Raw genomic sequence first — 21,642 nt, forward strand, 5'->3', positions numbered from 1 at the left:
GATCTATATCATTTCTCAACTTTAATGATTTCTAGTAAACTTTTCAATGAAGCAGAAACTTGGCTATGCATATCAGCGCGTGCTAAAGAAAATGCAACGTTGGCCTCAATAAAACCAGTTCTAGAACCACAATCAAACGTGCGCCCCTCTGACTGGAAACCAAAAAAATCCTGCTCCTTCGAAAGCCTTACCATCGCGTCTGTTAATTGAATTTCGTTTCCTGCTCCTTGTTCTTGATTGGAAAGAATATTAAAAATTTCTGGTTGCAAAATATAACGACCATTAATGTATAGATTTGATGGTGCTGTTCCTTTTTTTGGTTTTTCTACCATTTTTGTGATTTTAAAACCGTTTGCAATTTGCTCGCCTTTCCCAACAATACCGTATTTATGTGCTTCTTTTTGATCGCATTCTTGGACTGCTATAATATTTCCTCCACCGGTTGTTTCATAAAGATTGATCATTTCACAAAGACAGCTCTTTTTAGCTTGTATAAGCATATCTGGTAACAATAAAGCAAAAGGCTCACTCCCAACTAATTCGCGTGCGCACCAAAGAGCATGTCCTAACCCCAAAGGTTGTTGTTGGCGCGTAAAAGAAGTTGTGCCTGGTACAGGTTGTAAACTGTATAAATACTTAAGTTCTTCTTTTCTACCACGTTCGGCAAGAGTTGCATATAATTCAACTTGCGCATCAAAATAATCCTCAATGACTGCTTTGTTGCGCCCAGTAACAAAAATAAAATGCTCAATACCAGCTTCACGTGCTTCATCTACAACATATTGAATAACAGGCTTATCAACAATAGTCAGCATTTCTTTGGGAACTATTTTTGTGGCAGGAAGAAAACGTGTCCCAAGACCAGCCACGGGAAACACTGCTTTCCGTATTTTACGTACTCTCACTCTCCTGCTCCTCAAATTAATCGTATCATTTTCTGATTTGTTTTAACATATGTTTTTACAAAATAATAAAAAAGATCCTTTATTGTTTTAATCGCCATTATATGTAGACAGGAAAGAGATGCCAGAGTATAATAATTTATCAAGAATTCTCCTTCAAAAGGCATAATCCGTTTTAGCCTTTCTTATTTGCTGCTAACATTATTAACAAGACCGAATACAAAATAAAGTTCTGGCACATAAAAATACTTGAATATTGAGGGAAATTTTAAAATGCAAACAACAAAATCTAAAATTTTCTCTTCTGAAAAAGGAAAAACAACTCAGAAAAATTTTATCATAGATTTCATTACTCTCTTTTTTGCTGTTTTCATATTTTCTACATCATTCTTACATGCCGATAGTGATTTTAAACTTTGGATTAAAGAATTTAAAAAAATAGCTCTTGCCAATAATATTTCCTCTTCTACCTTTAATATGGCTTTTAAAGGCGTCAACGCAATTGATCCAGAAGTTTTAGAAAGAGCTGCATACCAACCAGAATTTGTTGATCCCTCATGGAATTATTTCGATAATCGTGTTCATGATATTGCAATTGTAGAAGGACAGCGCCAAGCACAAAAATGGCAAAAATGGCTTCCTCAAATTGAAAAACGTTTTGGCGTTGATCGCAATATCCTCCTTGCTATTTGGTCAATGGAAAGCAATTACGGAAAGATTTTAAAAAATAAAGGTGTGATGCGCGATACCATTCGCTCCCTTGCAACCCTTGCCTATGCTGATAAAAAACGTACTAAATACGCCCACGCGCAACTCATTGCTGCTATGAAAATTCTCCAACGTGGTGAAATTACACGTGCACAACTTACTGGATCTTGGGCTGGTGCTATGGGACATACACAATTTATTCCAAGCAGTTATCTCGCCTATGCTATTGACATGGATGGCGATGGACGGCGTGATATTTGGACTTCTGTTCCAGATGCTTTGGCTACTGCTGCCAATCTTCTCCACATGAATGGTTGGCAGCCTAACCTTCCTTGGGGAGTAGAAGTTCAAGTGCCAAGAGATAAAAATCTTCCAGCAAGTTGGCATTCCTTTAAACAATGGGCAAAGTTAGGTGTAAAACAAGCAAATGGGCAACCTCTTTCTGCACTCTCTGAACCAGCAATATTAAAATATCCAGATGGACCAGAAGGACCTCTATTTTTAGTAACAAAAAACTTTTTTGTTCTTAAACGTTATAATAATGCAGATCGTTATGCTTTAGCTGTTGCCCTTCTCGCTAACCGTATTGCTGGACATCCTAAATTGGTTAAAGACTGGCAGCGACCATTTTCCCCTCTTACATTCCATGAGCGCAAGGAATTGCAATCTCGCTTAGCTAAACTTGGTTATTATAAAGGAGAAGTTGATGGAAAAATCGGCACCATCTCTCGAAAAGCAATCAAAGCTTTTCAACTGCACCATGGCTTAACGGTAAATGGTTATCCAAGTCATGATGTTCTCTCTTTGCTGCGAAAACAATAATTTGGAGTAAAATGTTTGTCCCATTTCCGCCCACTATACTTGATTTTCCTGTTTTTTTCTCTCTTTACTATGAGTGTCATACAACCATCTCCAAGTAAAGCAACAAATTTCTTTAAATGGTTGTCCCAACATAATACACAAGAACAACAACCACTGCAAATTATAGAACAAAAGATATATAAACCACAAAAAAAGATTATCACACAAAAACTCCGACAACAGTTAAAAGATAAGAATGCAAAACGCGTTCTTGTTATAGGAGATTTTGTAGCTTCTGCTGTTGCTGATGCACTCAAAAAGCTTTTTACTGAGAATAGCAATGTTATCATCATCAATGATACAGTCCCAGCTTCTGGGTTGGTCAGAACTGATCATATTTCTTGGAAAACTACTCTTTCTGAACACATTAATAAAAATAAACCTGACGCTATCATCATGGTGATTGGTGCAAATGATAATCAACCAATAACAACCTCTTATGGCATATTTAATACGGCTCAGCCAGAATGGCTAAACATCTATAAGCAAAGAATTAACGAAATTGTTGAAAATCTTCATAGTTCTGGAAAACCATGGATATGGATGGGGCAACCTGCTTTTGGAAATAATAATTTGGCACAAAAAATGAAAATTTTGAATGCGCTCTATAAACAAGAAACAGAAAAAGCAGGAGGATATTTCATTGATATCTGGAATGGCTTTACTGATGAACAAGGTCAATTTTCTTTTTCTGGCTATGGTACAAATGGAAAAGTCATTAGACTTCGCACACATGATGGCATTAATTTTACCTCTGCGGGAAAGAGAAAACTTGCTTCTTATTTAGAAAACATTTTAAATTTCCATACATCCTTCCATGAAAATCTACTTTCAAGCAATGTCAACATTCCAAAGCTTATACAACAGCCAAATAATATTGTTCGCCAACCGCCAATGAGCCTTGATGAGATTGCACAACAAAATACCCACTTAGTAGGCAAAATAGAGCCAAGCTTCACAAAAAAATTATGGTCGCCTCCTAATGGCCATCAGAGAGACCGCGCTGATAATTTTTCTTTCCCTTAATACTTTTTAAAATAAAGAAGCTTCGCTTATCTTTACAAAGACAATCCTCTTTTCATATAACTCCTATGGGATAAGAAGTTGCATAAATCTCATCCGTAGAAAAAAATATAACAACGGTATGGCTCTTACCATACCGTTCTATCCTTATAGTCCCCGTTTTTTAATCATCGCTTCTGGTGAAGGCAGACGCCCTCGAAAAGCTTTATAGAGTTCTTCTGGATCGCGGCTTCCCCCAGCAGAATAGATAAAATGCTTTAAACGATCAGCAAGTTCTGAATTAAAAACATCGCCTGCCTCTTCAAAAGCTTGGAAAGCATCAGCATCAAGCACTTCTGACCACAGATAAGAATAGTAACCAGCAGCATAACCATCTCCTGAAAATATATGCATAAAATGGGGCGGACGATGACGCATGATAATTGCATGAGGCATTTGCAACTTTTCCAATTCTTGGAACTCAAACATTGTTGGATCCGCTATTGTTTTTCTCTGATGAAACGCCATATCCATGAGAGCCGATGAGGTAAATTCAACCGCAGAAAAACCAGCATTAAATGTCTGTGCCGATAAAACTTTATCCATTAATGTTTGTGGCATAGGAAGCCCAGTTTTTATATGCATAGCATAAGACTTTAAGACCTCTGGTACAGTTAACCAATGTTCGTAAAGTTGAGAAGGAAGTTCAACAAAATCACGTGCAACCGATGTTCCCGCAACAGAAGGCCATGTTACATCAGAAAGCAAGCCATGTAACGCGTGACCAAATTCATGGAAAAGTGTGCGTGCATCATCAAGAGATAAAAGAGCAATCTCTCCTTTGAGGGGCTTTGCAAAATTACAAATGTTGTAAATAATAGGCTTTTGTCCACCATTCAATTTGTGCTGTGATTGTAAACTGTTCATCCACGCTCCAGACCGTTTTGACGAACGTGCAAAATAATCACCAACGAAATGCCCAAGCAGACTTCCATCAGATTTTTTTACTTCCCACAAACGTGCATCAGGATGCCAAAGTGTAACAGCACTTTTTTCTTCAAAGATAATACCAAACAACCTTTCTGCCACGCCAAAAGCTGCTTCAATCATGCGATCAAGTTGAAAATAATACTTAATTTCAGAACCATCGAAAGAAAATTTTTCAGAGCGAAGTTTTTCAGCGTAATAACGCCAATCCCAAGCTTCTAAAATATCATTGCTGCCCTGATTATTTGCAAAATTTTGCAATTCAATCTGTTCGATAGAAGCCTTGACTTTCGCCCGTTCCCATATAGGTGTAAGCAAGTCCATAACCGCATCAACATTTTTAGCCATCGTATTATCAAGTTTTAAATCTGCAAAAGACTTATATCCTAATAATTTAGCCTTTTCATCTCGAAGTGAAACAATCTCTACAATAATCGCTCGATTATTATTCTCGTTCTCATTTTCACCACGTTTAGCCCAAGCGTGGAATGCAATCTCACGTAAATCACGACGATCAGAAAACTTTAAAAATGGCTCAACAATTGAACGCGCCAATATCAATGCATAAGCACCTTCATTTCCTCTTTCACACGCAATTTCCTTCATTGAAGCAATAAGATCATCAGGCAAGCCAGACAAATCTGTTTGTTCTAAAAACAAAACCCATTCAGCTTCATCTTTTAAAACATTTTGACCAAAAGTAGCATTTAGAAAAGCAAGTTTTTCATTAATTTCAGTAAGCCGTTTCTTACCTTTTTCATCCAGTTTTGCACCATTACAAACAAACTTTTTCCACCATAATTCAAGCACACGTGTTGTTTCATCATCATATATGCCTCGCTGAGATTCTTTATAAAGTACGTCTATTTTTGCAAATATCCGCGCATCCAGCATTACTTTTGAAGAATAACGAGAAAGTTTTACAACAAACTCTTGTTCTAACTGCTGAATGAAAGCATCACTATGAGCACCCGTACGCAAGAAAAATATTGAACATACACAACTAAGCGCTTTGCCAGAAAGCTCAAAAGGTTGTAAAAAATTCTCAAGCGTTGGTATTTCTTGCACCGTTGCAATTTTCTCCAACTCTTCTTCTGCTTCTTGAAGTGCTTGTTCAAAAGCGGGTTTGAAATCTTCATCACTTATTAAAGAAAAATCAGGAAGTCCTGAAAATCCTTTCCAGTCCAGTACTGCTACTTTTGTCATAATATGACCTATCTCCAATTATAAATTTAAGGTATAATTGTCGCCTTTACGATATAAATTAATAATACACTACAATTATTAGTATGCTTTAAAATGCCTTTTAGACCACTATTTTAGGAGCAGAAATAAAGGATATCTTCAACATTGGGAAAAAACAAAAATTAAAGAATCCCTACCTATTTGATTCATGAAATTGTTTATAACCTGCGATCTATCCTTGACTTTATTGTAAATATTAACAATTGGGAGAATATAATTGGGGAGGGCTTTTCTTAAATCTTCCACAACTTTTTTTTGTCTTAATCCATGATCTAAAATTATAATTCTTTAACCTTGCAGAAGGTACTTTATTATGACTGAAATTAAAACGACCTTCGACTTTAAAAACTCTTCTCCTGAAGCTCTAGCCGAAGAATTACAAAATCATCATTTTGCTGACTCAATTGATATCATTAATGATCTCGATATCATGGAACGTGTAGCTATATTAAGCCTTTTACCTCTTGATTATGCCATCGAACTTTTTGACAAACCAGAACTTGAACAACCCGCTGCTATTCTCGAACTTCTTCCTGTTAATCGTTCCGTTGAAATCCTTGATGGCATGTCTGCTGACGCCGCCGCCGATGTCTTTCAAGAAATGGATAAAGAGACCCGTACGCGGCTTTATGCATTGCTAAAACCCTTAACACGCGCTGAGCTCAAAAAACTGACCAGTTATCCTGATCATACAGCAGGTGCATTGATGACCACAGAGTTTATAGCTGTCCCTGCAAACTGGACCGTCAAAAAAACTCTCAATCATATTCGTGATGTCGAACGAACACGTGAAACAGTTTATACAAGCTATGTCATTGATCCTAAAACAGGTACTCTTCTCAAAGCTGTTTCCCTGCGTAATCTTATCCTTGCTTCGCCGGATGAGCAAATTTTAAACGTCTATACACATGACACACCCATTACAATATCTCCTTTTACACATCATGAAGATATTGCACGTCTTTTTCAGCGTCATGATCTTCTCTCTGTACCAGTGATTGATGAGGATAATCATGTTATCGGAATTGTAACGGTCGATGACGTTCTTGATACAATGGTTGATGAAATGAGTGAAGATGCTTATAAATTCGCAGGTATGGAAGCTCTTGATAAACCCTATATGCAGATCAATTTTTTAGGAATGATGAAAAAACGGGGGGGCTGGCTCGCATTACTGTTTCTTGGCGAAATGCTGACAGCAAGCGCTATGCAATATTTTGAAACAGAGCTTGAAAAAGCCATTACCCTCACACTCTTTATTCCCCTTATTATGAGTTCGGGAGGAAACTCTGGATCGCAAGCAACATCCCTTATTATTCGCGCATTAGCTCTACGTGAACTCACACTCAAAGACTGGTGGAAAATCATCATTCGTGAAATTCCAGCAGGAATATCTCTTGGTCTTTTATTGGGAATTATTGGAATGATGCGTATTGCTCTTTGGCAACAACTTGGTATTTACAACTATGGGGAACATTGGATTTTTATTGCCATAACAGTGGGAACAGCTTTAGTTGGAATTGTTACCTTCGGTTCTTTATCCGGCTCCATGCTTCCCTTTATCCTTAAAAGTTTTGGATTTGATCCAGCGAGTGCTTCAGCACCTCTTGTGGCAACTTTAGTGGATGTGATGGGGATTGTGATCTATTTTTCTGTTGCCTCCCTTATCTTATCTGGAACTCTGCTCTAACATAAAAAACAAAAACTTATGAAATATAATATTTCTCCATTAGGTAATAATTTAACTTATAATGATCATTTATTGCTTTTCAACTTAAATGCAATCATTGAATAAAGAAAGTTTTTGTTATTTCAATCCCACCTTATTACAAAATATAAAATGCTGTTCACTTGCACATCATAAGAAAAGATAAAAATAGAAATAAGCTTATTTTCTACAACTCTATATTCCTCTCTACATAAAATTCATTATTGTTAGAAAATCAAACAAATATCCTAACTTTGATCGAGCAGATAAAAACAAAAGAATTCTTAAAATATTCAACCAATTAATCGTTATTTAAAGCATACTCCTATATTGAGCCTAAATGTTCATTTATAAAAATAAGCAAATAGCATTTTTTATTTATTATTATATCTCTCATACGCAATATTCATATATGTAAAATTTTTAATAAAACTTTTCTAAACCAACAGAATATGAGAAACTCTTGCAAACACTTTTCCATAAAAATATTTCCTCTCTTCCAAAATTATAAAAAAACATGTAAAAGGTTCTGTAATAGTAAGGTAAGGAACGCAAAGGCGTTGCTTCAAATGAGATTTCATTAAACGAAAAGAAGAAAATTTATGCAATTGCGCAATATCGCCATCATTGCCCATGTTGACCATGGCAAAACAACGCTCGTAGACGAGCTTCTCAAGCAATCAGGAAACTTTCGTGATAATCAACGTACTAGTGAACGTATGATGGATTCAAACGATATTGAAAAAGAACGCGGAATTACAATTTTAGCAAAAGTGACATCCGTTGTTTGGAAAGATACTCGGATTAACATTGTTGATACACCAGGACACGCCGATTTTGGTGGAGAAGTTGAACGTATTTTGAATATGGTAGATGGAGCAATTGTGCTTGTTGATGCCGCTGAAGGCCCAATGCCGCAAACAAAATTTGTTGTTGGTAAGGCATTAAAAGTAGGTTTACGTCCCATTGTTGCTATCAATAAAATTGATCGAGCTGATGCACGTGCTGATGAAGTTATCAATGAGGTTTTTGACCTTTTTGCTGCTCTTGATGCAAGTGATGAACAGCTTGATTTTCCCATTCTTTATGGATCAGGTCGCGATGGTTGGATGGCCGAAACTCCGAAAGGACCCAAAGATCAAGGACTTGGTCCTTTGTTTGATCTTGTAACTCGCCATGTTCCCGCACCTCATGTAGTAGAAGGACCATTCCGTATGATCGGAACTATTCTTGAAGCAGATCCATTTTTAGGACGGATTATTACAGGTCGCATTCATTCCGGCTCTATAAAATCTAATCAAAGCGTGAAGGTTCTCGGACAAGATGGAAAGCTCTTAGAAACTGGGCGTATTTCAAAAATTTTGGCATTTCGTGGATTGGAGCGGCAACCTATTGAAGAAAGTGGTGCTGGTGATATTGTAGCAATTGCTGGTCTACAAAAAGGTACTGTTGCTGATACTTTTTGTGATCCTACCATAAATGAACCTCTCACCGCTCAACCAATTGACCCCCCTACTGTCACGATGAGCTTTCTTGTTAATGATAGTCCTCTTGCAGGAACTGAAGGTGACAAAGTAACAAGCCGTGTCATTCGTGATCGTTTATTTAAAGAAGCAGAAGGAAATGTGGCGCTTAAAATTGAAGAATCCGCCGATAAAGATTCTTTCTATGTTTCTGGACGTGGGGAATTGCAACTTGCTGTTCTCATTGAAAATATGCGCCGTGAAGGATTTGAATTAAGTGTGTCACGTCCACGGGTTGTTATGCAAAAAGATGAAAATGGAACAACTCTTGAACCAATCGAGGAAGTTGTCATTGATGTTGACGAAGAATATTCTGGAACTGTGGTTCAAAAAATGTCTGAACGTAAAGCTGAAATGGTGGAATTGCGCCCCTCTGGAGGAAATCGTGTCCGTCTTGTCTTTTATGCACCAACGCGAGGACTCATCGGCTATCAATCCGAACTTTTAACTGATACACGCGGTACAGCTATTATGAATCGTCTTTTCCATACCTATGAACCTTATAAAGGAGACATTAGTGGTCGTGTCAATGGTGTGATGATTTCAAATGATAACGGTGAATCTGTCGCTTATGCTCTTTTTAATCTTGAAGATCGTGGACCTATAATCATTGATGCTGGTGTTAAAGTCTATCAAGGTATGATTATTGGCATTCACTCACGGGATAATGATTTAGAAGTAAATGTGTTAAAAGGAAAAAAACTAACTAACATGCGTGCTTCTGGAAAAGATGAAGCTGTAAAATTAACCCCGCCTCTTAAAATGACATTAGAACGTGCTTTATCGTGGATACAAGATGATGAACTGGTAGAGGTAACTCCTAAAAATATTCGTCTCCGTAAACTCTATCTAGATCCTAATGAACGTAAACGTTTTGAAAAAACACGTGTATCAACTTCAAGCTAATTTCATAACTTCTTTGGTCACATGTTTTATGAGACCTCACTTCCTCACACTCTGAAAAGGATATTTACATGAATATTAAAGAAATCCCCGTTGGTAAAAATCCACCACAAGATCTCAATGTTATCGTAGAAGTTTCTCTTGGTGGACAACCAATAAAATATGAGATGGATAAAAAATCTGGAGCGTTATTTGTTGACCGTTTTCTTCATACATCAATGGTTTACCCTGGAAATTATGGTTTTGTCCCCCATACTCTTTCAGATGATGGTGATCCTATTGATGTTCTTATTTGTAATACGCGTCCGCTCCTTCCTGGTTGTGTTATTAATGTTCGTCCCATCGGCGCCCTGATTATGGAAGATGATGGTGGTAAAGATGAAAAAATTATTGCTGTCCCTACTGAAAAATTAACAAAACGTTATCTTAATATTCACGATTATACAGATCTTCCCGAAATTACACGCAAGCAAATTGAGCATTTCTTTGCTCATTACAAAGATCTTGAACCTGGAAAATGGGCTGAAATTGAAGGTTGGCGTGATAAAAATTTTGCATGTGAACTCATTAAGCAAGCTATTGAGCGTAATAAAAATTTCTAATTTATTCAAAAATGAAGCCTGTTTTTTAAATGGGCTTTTATTTTGAGATATAATCACCTAAAGATTGCCATATTTGCTTTAGCTCTTCCAAGTGCGTTGAAAAATAAAGCTGTTTGTAGCGGGATGTTGCGCCGTTTTTAAGAGAAATACTAGACGATGGAATTTTCCATTGTTTCGCCAAAAATTTGATGAGCGCTTTATTTGCTTTTCCATCTTCAGGAACAGCACGCAAGCGTACAACCAAGTATTGCTTACCATTGTCTCTACATTCAACTCCCATTACGCAATCTATGGACGATTTTGGAATGAGATATACAAATAAAATTAAACCATTCGTATCAAATTGATGAAACATTTTTATTCATCTCATGCAATATTCTTATAGATACATGTTTTCGTAAGCACGCCACATAAACACACGAATAAAATAAATAATGATAAACACTACAACAGGCGAAATATCAATTGTTCCAAGATTTGGCAAAAACTGCCGAATACGGCTTAAAACTGGTTCCGTCAGACGATGCAGAAAGTTTCCTATTAAAATAACAAAGCGATTGCGCGCGTTTATAATGTTAAATGTATAAAGCCAAGAAAAAATGACACTTGCGATTAAAATATCAATATATATATCAAAAATAAGATTAATTACTTGAAGCAACGCATAAACCATGCCTTATCCTTTTTCTAGTAAAGAAACAGAAGAGCTTATAGAGAACTTGCATTAAAATAAGCTTGTTTATAAAATAATAATTTTATACTCTAACATTTCTTTTTCTATGAATAGAAAATCCAAATATCCCAATTCTTCAACTCTATAGTGATGATAAACCTAATACACCAGAATAAAAAAATGCTGGTCAAAATAAAAAAACAACAAAATACCTACGAACTTTCAAAAAACTTTGAACACCCCTTATATAGTAATTCTGTTGTCTTAATCATAGGCCTATGACAAAGAATGCTTAAACTAAAAACGGCCTTAAAAGGCCGCCTTTATTATATCTCACAGATTACTTTTGCAAAATAGCCAAACGATTAAGAGCATTACTAAAACCATTCAATTGAACGAACAAATCATTCAAAGGTGGCTCGCCTGGAGCAGCAATTGTCATAGCGAGCTTCAAATGTTTTCCAGAACGTAAAGCTGCTACATGATTTTTGTCAAAGACTATTGGAACAATACAACCTGCTGGTACACAAGTGCGAATACCGGTTTCAATAACAGCTTTTCCCTCATCAACTTGTAAACGAACAGGCTTAGAGACTAAAATACCGAAAGGAACTGTTAAATTCCCAGATACAACACCATCAGCATTGAGCATGATGTTCATAGCCACCACAACACGACCTTGATCATTCAGCTCCTGACGGCCCATGAAACAAATTTTCTTGCCTTCCTGTATACCGCAGCTAATGCTCCACAAACCATAGGTTTCAGTCAAAGAAGAAGCACCATTTGGCAAAGTCGCTGCTGCAGGCTTAGTAGCAGCTGGCTTTGAATCTGATGCAAACGCTACAGAAGAAATACTCCAAAGAGTAAAAACTATAAGTAAATTAAATAACTTTTTCATCTTATATTCCAGTTCGTTACGTAAAAGAGAAACATCTTTATGACATGTTAATGACTATACATAATATCAAACATCTTCATAAAAAAGAGCTTTCTATCGCTATATAGCTTTTATAATCCTCTAAGGCTACCTCGAAATTCGTTGACAACTTTTATATAAACACGCTTTTTAAAAGAAATCACCATTGAGGGAAGAGTTTCCAAATCAACCCATTTCCACTGATCGAATTCCGCTTTATGACCATTTGGTGGAGGGTTTATCGTAATTTCATGCGGATCTCCTATAAATTGAAACGCAAACCATTTTTGTATTTGTCCACGATATTTATTGTTTAATGTGGACCCAATAAGTTCTTGTGGAAAATCATAATGGAACCAATCTTGTACTTCTTTAATCAATTTTATCGACCGGATCCCTGTTTCTTCGTAAAGTTCACGACATGCAGCATCAAATGGCTCTTCATTCTCATCTATCCCCCCTTGAGGAAGCTGCCACCGATAAGACATGTCAGTATCGATATGAGCGCACGTCATTAAACGGCGCCCAACCCAAACTTTACCCACATGATTAAAGACAACAATCCCAACAGATTTTCTATAAGGAAGAGCCTTTAAATTAACCACAGCATCCATTCAATTCCCTCCCAAGCGCATAAGCTGTATATACCCTTTCTTACTTTAAAACATCCTTATTGGGATCTGGTGGAAAGGCTGCATTTGCCATTTCACCTCGTAACAACTTATAAGCCTCATGCAATTGAACATCATCTTTCGGATCTTGTGGAACAAAAGCAGCTGAACCAGATCCTTTATTGCTTTCTCGCTTTCCTTTGATATGGCCTTGTAATGCAGATTCACCAACCTTTACGTCATAGCCTTTATATTTTTCAGGAAGTGGTTGCTCTACAATAATGTCAGGTGTAATCCCTGTGCCTTGAATTGAGGTACCAGAAGGTGTGTAATAAAGTGCTGTTGTTAAGCGTAAAGCGCCATTTTCACCCAAGGGTATAATTGTTTGAACAGATCCCTTACCAAAAGATTGTGTTCCTAAAATTGTCGCACGACGATGATCTTGCAATGCACCTGCAACAATTTCAGAAGCACTTGCTGAACCACCATTAATAAGCACAATAAGAGGTTTTCCATTGATGATATCCCCTGGTTTAGCATCAAATCTTGTCACATCACTTTTTTTACGACCACGAGTCGATACAATCTCACCCTTATTGAGAAAAGCACTAGAAACATTCACTGCTTGGTCTAAAAGACCACCAGGATTAAGCCGTAAATCAAGAACATACCCCTTTAACTTATCTTGAGGAATTTTAGATTGGATGTCTTTAATTGCTGCCTGAAGATTGCCAAAAGTTTGCTCAGAAAACTGAATGATTCTTACATAGCCAATATCGTCCTCAACACGATACTTCACCGCCTTCACTTTAATGATATCACGAACAACCTTAATTTCGAGTGGTTTATCAACACTAGAGCGAATAATTGTCAATGTAATTGGTGTGCCAGGAGCGCCCCGCATCTTATTAACAGCTTCATTCAATGTATAACCATTGGTCTGTACACCATCAATTTTTGAAATGAGGTCTCCTGCTAAAATGCCTGCTTTTGAAGCAGGGGTATCATCCATTGGAGAAACAACTTTAATTAAACTTTTCTCCATAGTTACTTCAATACCAAGACCTCCAAATTCTCCCTTCGTAGAATCCCGCATCTCTTTGGCTTCTTGTGCATTCATATAAGACGAATGCGGATCAAGTGATGTAAGCATCCCATTGACAGCGTTTTCAATAAGTTTTTTATCATCTGGAACCGTAACGTATTGCATACGTACGCGTTCAAAAACATCGCCAAATAAGGCTAGCCCTTTATATACATCACCTTCATTATTAGCAGCAACAGACTGCACCATAATCATTGAACTGGCGCCGAGCAATACCCCAGCGACCAAAAGAATAATTCTACGAATCATTTTGGTTCCTTTTCGTTTTTTTCAGTCCGCCACCAAGGAGTTGGATTTACAGGCTTCCCCTGTTTTCTAAACTCAATGTAAAGCATTGGAACAGTTTTGCCTATATCCAATGCAACACTGTTCGCAATAAATTGCATCCCCATTGTCCCAAGAGGTTCACCTGCAAGAACAAACTGTCCCTGAGTAACATTAATTCTCGACATTCCGGTCAGAACAATATGATAACCATTCCCAACATTAAGAATAATTAACTGCCCGTAAGAACGAAATGGTCCAGCAAAAGCAACAAGAGCATCAGTAGGAGAGATAACAATCGCTGCTTCTTCTGTTTCAACCATTTCACCAAAGCGTGTAATCTGTGAACTTTTATGAATATGACGAATTCTTGTTCCTATAACCGGAAAAAGCAAAGAGCCTTTCCGGCTTTCAAAATCGCTTTGTTCCAACAATTGTAAATTTTTCCGTATCTGTATTGATGTATCAGAACTCAGTTTTGATTGACGTTCAAGCTCTAAAATCAAGTCTTCCAAAGACTGCGCTTTTTTAGCAAGAACAATATTCTTTTGTTGCTGTTCTATAAGTTCTTCTTCTGATTTTTTTTGTAATTTGGCTTTTTTCTCTAATAAAAGCTCTAGACGTTTTCGCTGCTCTGCTTGATTTTGCATTTTAGTCTTTAAGGCTGCATACTCCATAGCAATTGAATTTTTCAAAGTGGTCAATTCCTTAAGACTTTCTGTCAAATCCCTTGTTTTTTCTTGCATCTGAGGTATGATAGCTCCTAATAAAATAGAACTCCGTACAGAAGCTAACGCATCTTCAGGTCGTACCATAAGGGCAGGAGGGGGCTTTAACCCCATGCGTTCCAAAATAGCAAGAACTTCTGCAAATTCAGCACGACGATCTTTTAACCTTTGATGAACTTGTGCCCGCTTTTCTACCATCTTTTTTAGCTTTTTTTCCCTTTCAGCAATATCATTTGCTATCTCACGTTCTAATTTAGCAGTTTGTATCAGTGCATCACTTAAAGCATGTTGATCTTTTTTCAAACGCTCAACTTGACGCGTAAGAAAAGCAACACGTTCACGCGAGATGGAAATATTTTGGCGAATTTCTACCAACTCTTCATGTGCTGTCTTTACATTTCCGATGATATCCTCAGCATGTGAAATAGAACAGCAAAAAAACATACCCAAAAACAGTACGACAAATATCATGCATTCCTCATATAAACATTGCATTTTTCTATGAAGAAGCTTCTTCATTTGCCCAACCATTAAGCATCGTCGCATAAACTAACGATGCTTTAAATGATGTCAGCTAAAACAATATTAATAAATACACAAATAAGTACTAAAAATTGCATAAATTTTTTAAACCCTATGATAAGGATGATTGTTCGCAATTGTTACAGCACGATAAAGCTGTTCTGTAAGAAGTATACGAGCAATTTGATGTGGCCATGTCATAAAACCAAAAGACAAAAGAAAATCAGCACGATTTCTTACCTGTTCATTATGCCCATCAGGCCCTCCTAAAGCAATTACGAGATCACGGATACCCTCATCACGGTAAAACTCAAGTTTTTCAGCAAAAGCAGATGATGAAATTGACTTTCCACGTTCATCCAATACGATTAATCGACATTTTTCAGGCAGAAACTCGATAAGCTTTTTCCCCTCTTCTTCCATACGCTGACATACTGTTTGAGCGCGACTTTCTGATATTTCCTGTATTTTTTTTAAATGAAACCCTACAGCTCCACAGCTTTTAGAAAAACGATCCAAATAATGATCAACTAATTTATGTTCTGCTCCCTTTTTCATGCGACCAACAGCAAAAATAGAAATTTGCATGTTAATGATCTCCAAAAAGAACCGATTTTGTATTATTGAAATCGGGCGCAAGCCACATTTTTTCTAAATTGTAAAAGAGACGAACTTCCGGACGAAAAAGATGCACAATAATATCACCTGTATCAATCAACACCCAATCCCCTTCGGTCAACCCTTCTACATTTGCAAAACCGACCCCACTGTTTTTCCAAGTACGTAACAAATGATCAGCAACAGCAGATACATGACGCTGTGAATGCGCCGAAGCTATAACTATATAATCAGCTAAGGATGACTTTCCCTGAATATCGATAGAGACAATATCTTCTGCTTTTGTATCCTCTAAACTTTTGAGAATAATTTTAAGACCATCTCTCACAGAAAAGATTTTTTTTTCTGCGCGTGATGCAATACTATAAACATGTGTTTCTAATATGTTTTCCAGACTCATATCCTTTCTTATCATTTAAAGTATAAAAAAAACCCTTCTTAAAAAAGAAGATAGAATTTTCTGAACTCTTCCCTGACCTTTAGAGCAAAGCCCTTCATTCCTCCACCAATCTATCATAAGATTGGTTCTCCCTCTTAGCTTCTTATATGCTCCACTCTATAAGCTTACCTAGGCAAAACTCACCTCAATATCCTACTTAATCCCATTCTTCTACATTTAATTGATGCAAAAGAAAATTGAAATTACACGCAGATATCATCGTATTTTAATATGCATCAATATGTCTTATATCAATATCCTGAAAGACAATATTTTACGGCATTAAAAATCAAATATTCAAGAAAAATCATTCTCCTTTAAACGAAGATTCGTTGAAGACTCAAAAGACAAAGGCCCATACAAATAGGTCCAAGCTGGTGGTTTCATAAAAGGTAATCGTCTACTTTCTCTCTCATCTAAACGAAAAGAACGATAAATATGTGCCATAGGAGAAGAGAGTGCTGACATCTGCACAAAAGGGCGATCAATAACCGCAAGAGGAAGCATAGAGATGATATCATGCCATCGATACCAATGATGAATCGTGGCAAAACTATCTGCGCCTATAACCCACACAAAATGGACTCCTCGATAATGCGTCAGAATATGAGAAATCGTATCCACGGATACTTTACTGCCTATCACCTGCTCAAAACCGGTTACACGAATCTTTGGATGATCAACCAGTTTAACACTGAGCCGCATTCTCTCGTCTAAAGAGGGTAAGTGTGTATGATCTTTTAAGGGATTTCTTGGTGTTACCATCCACCATAATTGATCAAGATGCAAACGCCGAATTGCAATTTTTGCAACAAGAAGATGCCCTTTATGGGGTGGATTAAAAGATCCACCAAAAAGCCCCACAACATTGGACCTTTCAACATGGGGGATGCGATCTTTCCACGGGAAAAAGAGCTGTTTCAAGGTCTAACCTGTCCATTTCCTCTAATATGGTACTGAAATGATGTAAGTTGTTCAACACCAATAGGGCCACGCGCATGAATTTTTCCCGTGGCGATACCAATTTCCGCTCCAAAACCAAACTCACCTCCATCAGCAAATTGTGTAGATGCGTTATGAAGCAAAATGGCTGAATCCAAATGATTAAAAAATTTTTCTACCATTTCCCTATCCTCAGCAATAATCGATTCCGTATGTCCTGATGAATAACGCTTAATATGAGTAATGGCTCCCTCAACACCTTCAACCGTTTTGACAGAAAGAATGGTATCAAGATACTCATACGACCAATCTTCTTCAGAAGCTAATTTGAGGTCAGGTAAAAGACAAATAATATCTTCTGTTGCACGAATTTCACATCCCTTCTCTTGTAGAGCTGTGAGAACAGGAAGAAACTTTTTTAATGCTTGGCGGTCAATGAGGACTGTTTCAACAGCACCACATATACCTGTGCGCCGCAACTTGGCATTTAAAACAATATTACGCGCCATCTCTAGATCTGCTGATTGATCAATATAAATGTGACAAAGCCCCTCTAAATGCGCAAAAATCGGAACACGTGCATCAGACTGAATGCGTGCAATCAGATTTTTTCCACCACGAGGTACAATCACATCAATCATACCATCAAGTCCTTTGAGCATTTCTCCCACGGCATCACGATCTGTTGTTCCAACCATTTGAATGGCATCTTTAGGAAACCCAGCTTGCTCTAATCCTCTCACTAACGCACAATGAAGAGCATGAGAAGAATGAAAACTATCCGAACCACCGCGTAAAATCGCAGCATTTCCAGCTTTTAAGCATAAAGCACTTGCATCAATTGTAACGTTTGGTCGACTTTCATAAATAATGCCGATCACACCAAGAGGTGTCCGGACACGGCTAATATGAAGCCCATTTGGACGTGTCCATGCACTCATCACTTGTCCAACAGGATCAGGCAAATGAATAATTTGGCGAACACTTTCTATGATTGCATCCAAACGCGATTTATCTAATTTAAGCCTATCCATCATTGCTGCCTTCAAATTATTCTGAGCAGCCTTTTCTAAATCCTGACAATTCGCTCGTAAAATTGCTTCTGATTGATTCTCTAAACTTACAGCGATCATTTCTAATGCTTTGTTCTTTTGTTCAGAAGACATAACAGCTAATGCCGCAGCAGCATGGCGCGCTTTTTTCCCCATGTCCTTCATTTGTTCTTTTAAAGCCATAATATTATCCATTCCGCCCAAACATAAAGAAGATAAAAGATAACTTTTTTAAGCGGAATCGGTCAAGCAGCGTAAAACCATATCATTACGATGTACCATAGCAGAGCGCGCTTCATAGCCAAGAATAGATTCTATTTCTTCACTTTTACGCCCCATAATGCGAACAACTTCATCCTTGCCATAATTCACAAGTCCACGAGCGATCTCAACTCTATTTGTATCAATAATCGCAACCGTATCTCCACGATTGAATTTTCCCTCAACCGCAAAAACTCCTGCGGCTAATAATGATTTTCCAGATTCAAGTGCTTTAACTGCTCCCTGATCAATCATCAAAATACCAGATGGATCTAAATGACCAGAAATCCATGTTTTCCAAGCATTGACAGGCTTTTCACTGGCAGCAAAAAAACTGCTACGCTCTCCCTTATCAAGAGCCAAAAGAGGATTCATTCGCTTGCCTGAAGTAATAATCATTGCTGTTCCAGCAGAATTTGCTATTTTTCCAGCATCAAGTTTGGTTTTCATTCCTCCACGAGAAAACTCCGAAGCAGTAACATCTGCCATTTTTTCGATATCACTGGTGATTGATGCAATAAAGGGAATAAATTCAGCCCTTGGATCTCGATGGGGAGACTTCGTATAAAGTCCATCAATATCTGATAAAAGTATCAAAAGATCTGAACCCATCATCGTTGCAACACGTGCTGCTAAACGATCATTATCACCATAGCGAATTTCACTTGTTGCCACAGTATCATTTTCATTAATAACGGGCACCGCTCCAAAATGCAAAAGCACATTAATCGTAGCACGAGCATTGAGATAACGCCGCCGTTCTTCTGTATCAAATAGAGTGAGTAAAATTTGTCCCGTTTTTAATCCATAACGTGCAAGTGCATCACCATAGGTTTTGGCTAATTCAATTTGCCCCAAAGCAGCACATGCCTGACTCTCTTCTAATTTCAAAGCTCCGCTGGGAAGCTGTAGTAATGTCCTTCCTAAAGCAATAGCTCCTGAAGAAACCAGTAAAATCTCTACGCCTTTTTGACGCAATTTGGCAACATCACTTATTAAACTATTAAGCCATTCAGCCCGTAAACCTGTCTGAGGATCAACCAAAAGCGCAGAACCAACTTTGATCACAATGCGTTTATAATGCGCAAGTTTTTGTAATCCAACAACCATCTTCATCAATCCTGCTCTTCTCCGCCATCATCCTCTCCACGCGCCATTTCAATAACACCTGCAACAGCACGGAGTACATTTTCTAAACCTTTATGACTAACTGCAGAAAACATCAACACAGATTTACCTGTTACGCTTTGCAAAACCTCCTGTTTGGCTTTACGCTCTTCAACAGTAAGGGTATCTATCTGACTTAAAGCTACAATTTCAGTCTTATCACTTAGATTATTTCCATAAGCCTCTAACTCATGCCGCACAATCTGATAGGCTTTTGCCACATTTTTTTCTTGAGCAGAAATCAAATGAAGTAAAACACGACAACGTTCTACATGCCCTAAAAATCGGTCACCAATCCCCACACCTTCATGCGCTCCTTCAATAAGGCCAGGAATATCAGCCAAAACAAATTCACGAGCATCAACACGTGCAACACCAAGATGAGGGTGAAGAGTTGTAAAAGGATAATCCGCAATTTTTGGCTTTGCTGCCGTTACAGAAGCTAAAAAAGTCGATTTGCCAGCATTAGGCAAACCAATAAGCCCACCATCCGCAATTAACTTCAAACGAAGCCACAATGTACGCTCTTCCCCAGCCAACCCAGGATTTGCACGGCGAGGTGCTCGATTCGTAGATGTCGTAAAATGCAGATTCCCAAAACCACCATTTCCACCCTTTGCAAGACGATAACGTTGTCCTACTTGTGTTAAATCACAGATTAAAGTTTCATTATCCTCTTCAAAAATCTGTGTCCCAACCGGTACTTTAAGGATGATATCATCACCCTTTTCACCCGTCATATTACGTCCTTTACCGTGTCCTCCTGTTTTTGCCCTAAAATGCTGTTGGTAGCGATAATCAATCAGTGTGTTAAGCCCGTCAACAACGAGTGCCCAAACATCACCACCACGTCCCCCATTTCCCCCATCAGGACCGCCAAACTCAATAAATTTTTCACGACGAAATGATACTGCCCCTGCCCCTCCATTACCAGAACGAATATAGACTTTAACTTGATCAAGAAATTTCATTGGAAACGCTCACTGAGGAATCAATCTCTTTACCTTTATAAGCAATACATTGATTTTACCAGTCTTCATTATTTATAAAAGAAAAACCATTAATAATATTACCAACACCACCAAGAACCGTTTAACATCACCCTTATATTATAAATATGTAAGTAAATTGAAACATGCTGAAAAAAGAAGCTACTCTTCTTTTCTTCCTCTAAATCCAAGTGCTAAAAGGTAAAGCTCAACGGATTCAGATCGGCTTGCAGGTGGTTTAACATGGTGAACTGTTTTAAAATTCTGTTTCAATGTTGTAAGAAGAGTGTTTTCTGCCCCTCCTTGAAAAGCTTTTGCTAAAAAATGCCCTCCAGGCTTAAGAACTGAAAGAGCAAAATCAGCAGCAATCTCACATAAATAAATCGTTCTTAAATGGTCTGTTTGTCGATGACCTGTTGTTGGCGCAGCCATATCAGAAAGCACCACATCCGGTTTTGTTCCTAAAGCATTCATTAATTTCTGTGGTGCATCTGCATGCAAAAAATCCATTTCCACCATTACAACTCCAAGCAATGGATCAATAGGCAAATAATCAATACCAACCACACTAGGTTTTTGATCGTTTGTCCCTACGATACGCTTTGCCACTTGGCACCATCCCCCCGGTGCTGCTCCTAAATCAATAATCTTTTGACCTTTTTTGAGAAACTGATAACGTTCATTTATTTCTATTAACTTATAAGCCGCACGCGAACGATAACCATCTACTTTTGACTGATGAACATAAGGATCATTCAAATGTCTCTCTAACCATCTTCGTGAAGATGCTTTAATGGTTCCTGCTTTCTTCTTTACACGCTGATATAGTTCATGTGATCCTGAACCTCCATATCCACCAGTTGATTTCTTTATCGTTTTTTTCATTGTTATTCGTTATCTCCATACTCTAA

General features: G+C 37.7%; 20 protein-coding genes. 5 read left to right on the forward strand and 15 right to left on the reverse strand.

The annotated features are described in order from the left end of the window. Positions 1-8: 8 nt before the first annotated feature. Positions 9-905, reverse strand: coding sequence for a UTP--glucose-1-phosphate uridylyltransferase (locus ABD917_RS05210; RefSeq protein WP_345119042.1), 897 nt, complete (start codon positions 903-905; stop codon positions 9-11). A gap of 270 nt (positions 906-1,175) precedes the next feature. On the opposite strand from ABD917_RS05210, the gene ABD917_RS05215 reads away from it, so the two are divergent. Further along, positions 1,176-2,432: a lytic murein transglycosylase gene (locus ABD917_RS05215; protein WP_345119043.1), complete on the forward strand. Its 1,257-nt coding sequence runs from the start codon at positions 1,176-1,178 to the stop codon at positions 2,430-2,432. Between the two features lie 69 nt (positions 2,433-2,501). Next, positions 2,502-3,497 carry an SGNH/GDSL hydrolase family protein gene (locus ABD917_RS05220; protein WP_345119072.1) on the forward strand — a complete coding sequence of 332 codons (996 nt, stop codon included), beginning with the start codon at positions 2,502-2,504 and terminating at the stop codon, positions 3,495-3,497. 144 nt (positions 3,498-3,641) lie between these two features. On the opposite strand, the gene ABD917_RS05225 is transcribed toward ABD917_RS05220, so the two are convergent. Continuing rightward, the gene (locus ABD917_RS05225; protein ID WP_345119044.1) at positions 3,642-5,666 is read right to left on the reverse strand and encodes a M3 family metallopeptidase; all 2,025 of its coding nucleotides are present in this window, start codon (positions 5,664-5,666) and stop codon (positions 3,642-3,644) included. Between the two features lie 352 nt (positions 5,667-6,018). Here ABD917_RS05225 and mgtE point away from each other — a divergent pair, with 352 nt between their 5' ends. The 3 genes from mgtE to ppa all read left to right on the forward strand — a co-directional run bounded on the left by mgtE (position 6,019) and on the right by ppa (position 10,441). Further along, positions 6,019-7,395, forward strand: a complete 1,377-nt coding sequence (mgtE, locus tag ABD917_RS05230; RefSeq protein WP_345119045.1) for a magnesium transporter — start codon at positions 6,019-6,021, stop codon at positions 7,393-7,395. Positions 7,396-8,015: 620 nt separating this feature from the next. Beyond that, the gene (typA, locus tag ABD917_RS05235) at positions 8,016-9,842 is read left to right on the forward strand and encodes a translational GTPase TypA (RefSeq protein ID WP_345119046.1); all 1,827 of its coding nucleotides are present in this window, start codon (positions 8,016-8,018) and stop codon (positions 9,840-9,842) included. Between the two features lie 68 nt (positions 9,843-9,910). Further along, entirely contained in the window at positions 9,911-10,441 is a 531-nt protein-coding gene (gene ppa / locus ABD917_RS05240; RefSeq protein WP_345119047.1) for an inorganic diphosphatase, read from the forward strand. Between the two features lie 37 nt (positions 10,442-10,478). On the opposite strand, the gene ABD917_RS05245 is transcribed toward ppa, so the two are convergent. From ABD917_RS05245 to ABD917_RS05305, 13 genes are all read right to left on the reverse strand, one after another. After that, positions 10,479-10,796, reverse strand: coding sequence for a DUF167 domain-containing protein (locus ABD917_RS05245; protein ID WP_345119048.1), 318 nt, complete (start codon positions 10,794-10,796; stop codon positions 10,479-10,481). Between the two features lie 24 nt (positions 10,797-10,820). Then, positions 10,821-11,114, reverse strand: a complete 294-nt coding sequence (locus ABD917_RS05250) for a YggT family protein (RefSeq protein WP_345119049.1) — start codon at positions 11,112-11,114, stop codon at positions 10,821-10,823. 340 nt (positions 11,115-11,454) lie between these two features. Further along, positions 11,455-12,015, reverse strand: a complete 561-nt coding sequence (locus ABD917_RS05255) for an invasion associated locus B family protein (protein WP_345119050.1) — start codon at positions 12,013-12,015, stop codon at positions 11,455-11,457. A gap of 110 nt (positions 12,016-12,125) precedes the next feature. Further along, positions 12,126-12,647, reverse strand: coding sequence for an RNA pyrophosphohydrolase (locus ABD917_RS05260; RefSeq protein ID WP_345119051.1), 522 nt, complete (start codon positions 12,645-12,647; stop codon positions 12,126-12,128). A gap of 40 nt (positions 12,648-12,687) precedes the next feature. Beyond that, positions 12,688-13,998: a S41 family peptidase gene (locus ABD917_RS05265; RefSeq protein ID WP_345119052.1), complete on the reverse strand. Its 1,311-nt coding sequence runs from the start codon at positions 13,996-13,998 to the stop codon at positions 12,688-12,690. Then, positions 13,995-15,212, reverse strand: coding sequence for a murein hydrolase activator EnvC family protein (locus ABD917_RS05270; protein WP_345119053.1), 1,218 nt, complete (start codon positions 15,210-15,212; stop codon positions 13,995-13,997). Before ABD917_RS05270 ends, ABD917_RS05265 begins: the two co-directional genes overlap by 4 nt. A gap of 156 nt (positions 15,213-15,368) precedes the next feature. Continuing rightward, the gene (rlmH, locus tag ABD917_RS05275) at positions 15,369-15,851 is read right to left on the reverse strand and encodes a 23S rRNA (pseudouridine(1915)-N(3))-methyltransferase RlmH (RefSeq protein WP_345119054.1); all 483 of its coding nucleotides are present in this window, start codon (positions 15,849-15,851) and stop codon (positions 15,369-15,371) included. Between the two features lies 1 nt (position 15,852). Further along, a complete protein-coding gene (rsfS, locus tag ABD917_RS05280; RefSeq protein ID WP_345119055.1) occupies positions 15,853-16,296 on the reverse strand; it encodes a ribosome silencing factor in 444 nt (147 codons plus the stop codon). 321 nt (positions 16,297-16,617) lie between these two features. Next, positions 16,618-17,211, reverse strand: a complete 594-nt coding sequence (locus tag ABD917_RS05285) for a nicotinate-nucleotide adenylyltransferase (RefSeq protein ID WP_345119073.1) — start codon at positions 17,209-17,211, stop codon at positions 16,618-16,620. A gap of 29 nt (positions 17,212-17,240) precedes the next feature. Beyond that, positions 17,241-18,497 carry a glutamate-5-semialdehyde dehydrogenase gene (locus ABD917_RS05290; RefSeq protein ID WP_345119056.1) on the reverse strand — a complete coding sequence of 419 codons (1,257 nt, stop codon included), beginning with the start codon at positions 18,495-18,497 and terminating at the stop codon, positions 17,241-17,243. Positions 18,498-18,545: 48 nt separating this feature from the next. After that, on the reverse strand, positions 18,546-19,685 hold the full coding sequence (gene proB, locus ABD917_RS05295; protein WP_345119074.1) for a glutamate 5-kinase: 1,140 nt from the start codon (positions 19,683-19,685) through the stop codon (positions 18,546-18,548). 5 nt (positions 19,686-19,690) lie between these two features. After that, positions 19,691-20,713, reverse strand: a complete 1,023-nt coding sequence (gene obgE / locus ABD917_RS05300; RefSeq protein WP_345119057.1) for a GTPase ObgE — start codon at positions 20,711-20,713, stop codon at positions 19,691-19,693. A 180-nt stretch (positions 20,714-20,893) separates the two neighbouring features. Then, complete coding sequence (locus tag ABD917_RS05305) at positions 20,894-21,616, reverse strand: RlmE family RNA methyltransferase (protein WP_345119058.1); 723 nt, start codon at positions 21,614-21,616, stop codon at positions 20,894-20,896. Between the last annotated feature and the right edge of the window lie 26 nt (positions 21,617-21,642).

The sequence above is a fragment of the Bartonella pachyuromydis genome (assembly GCF_039543065.1).
In the GTDB taxonomy this organism is placed as follows: Bacteria; Pseudomonadota; Alphaproteobacteria; order Rhizobiales; family Rhizobiaceae; genus Bartonella; species Bartonella pachyuromydis.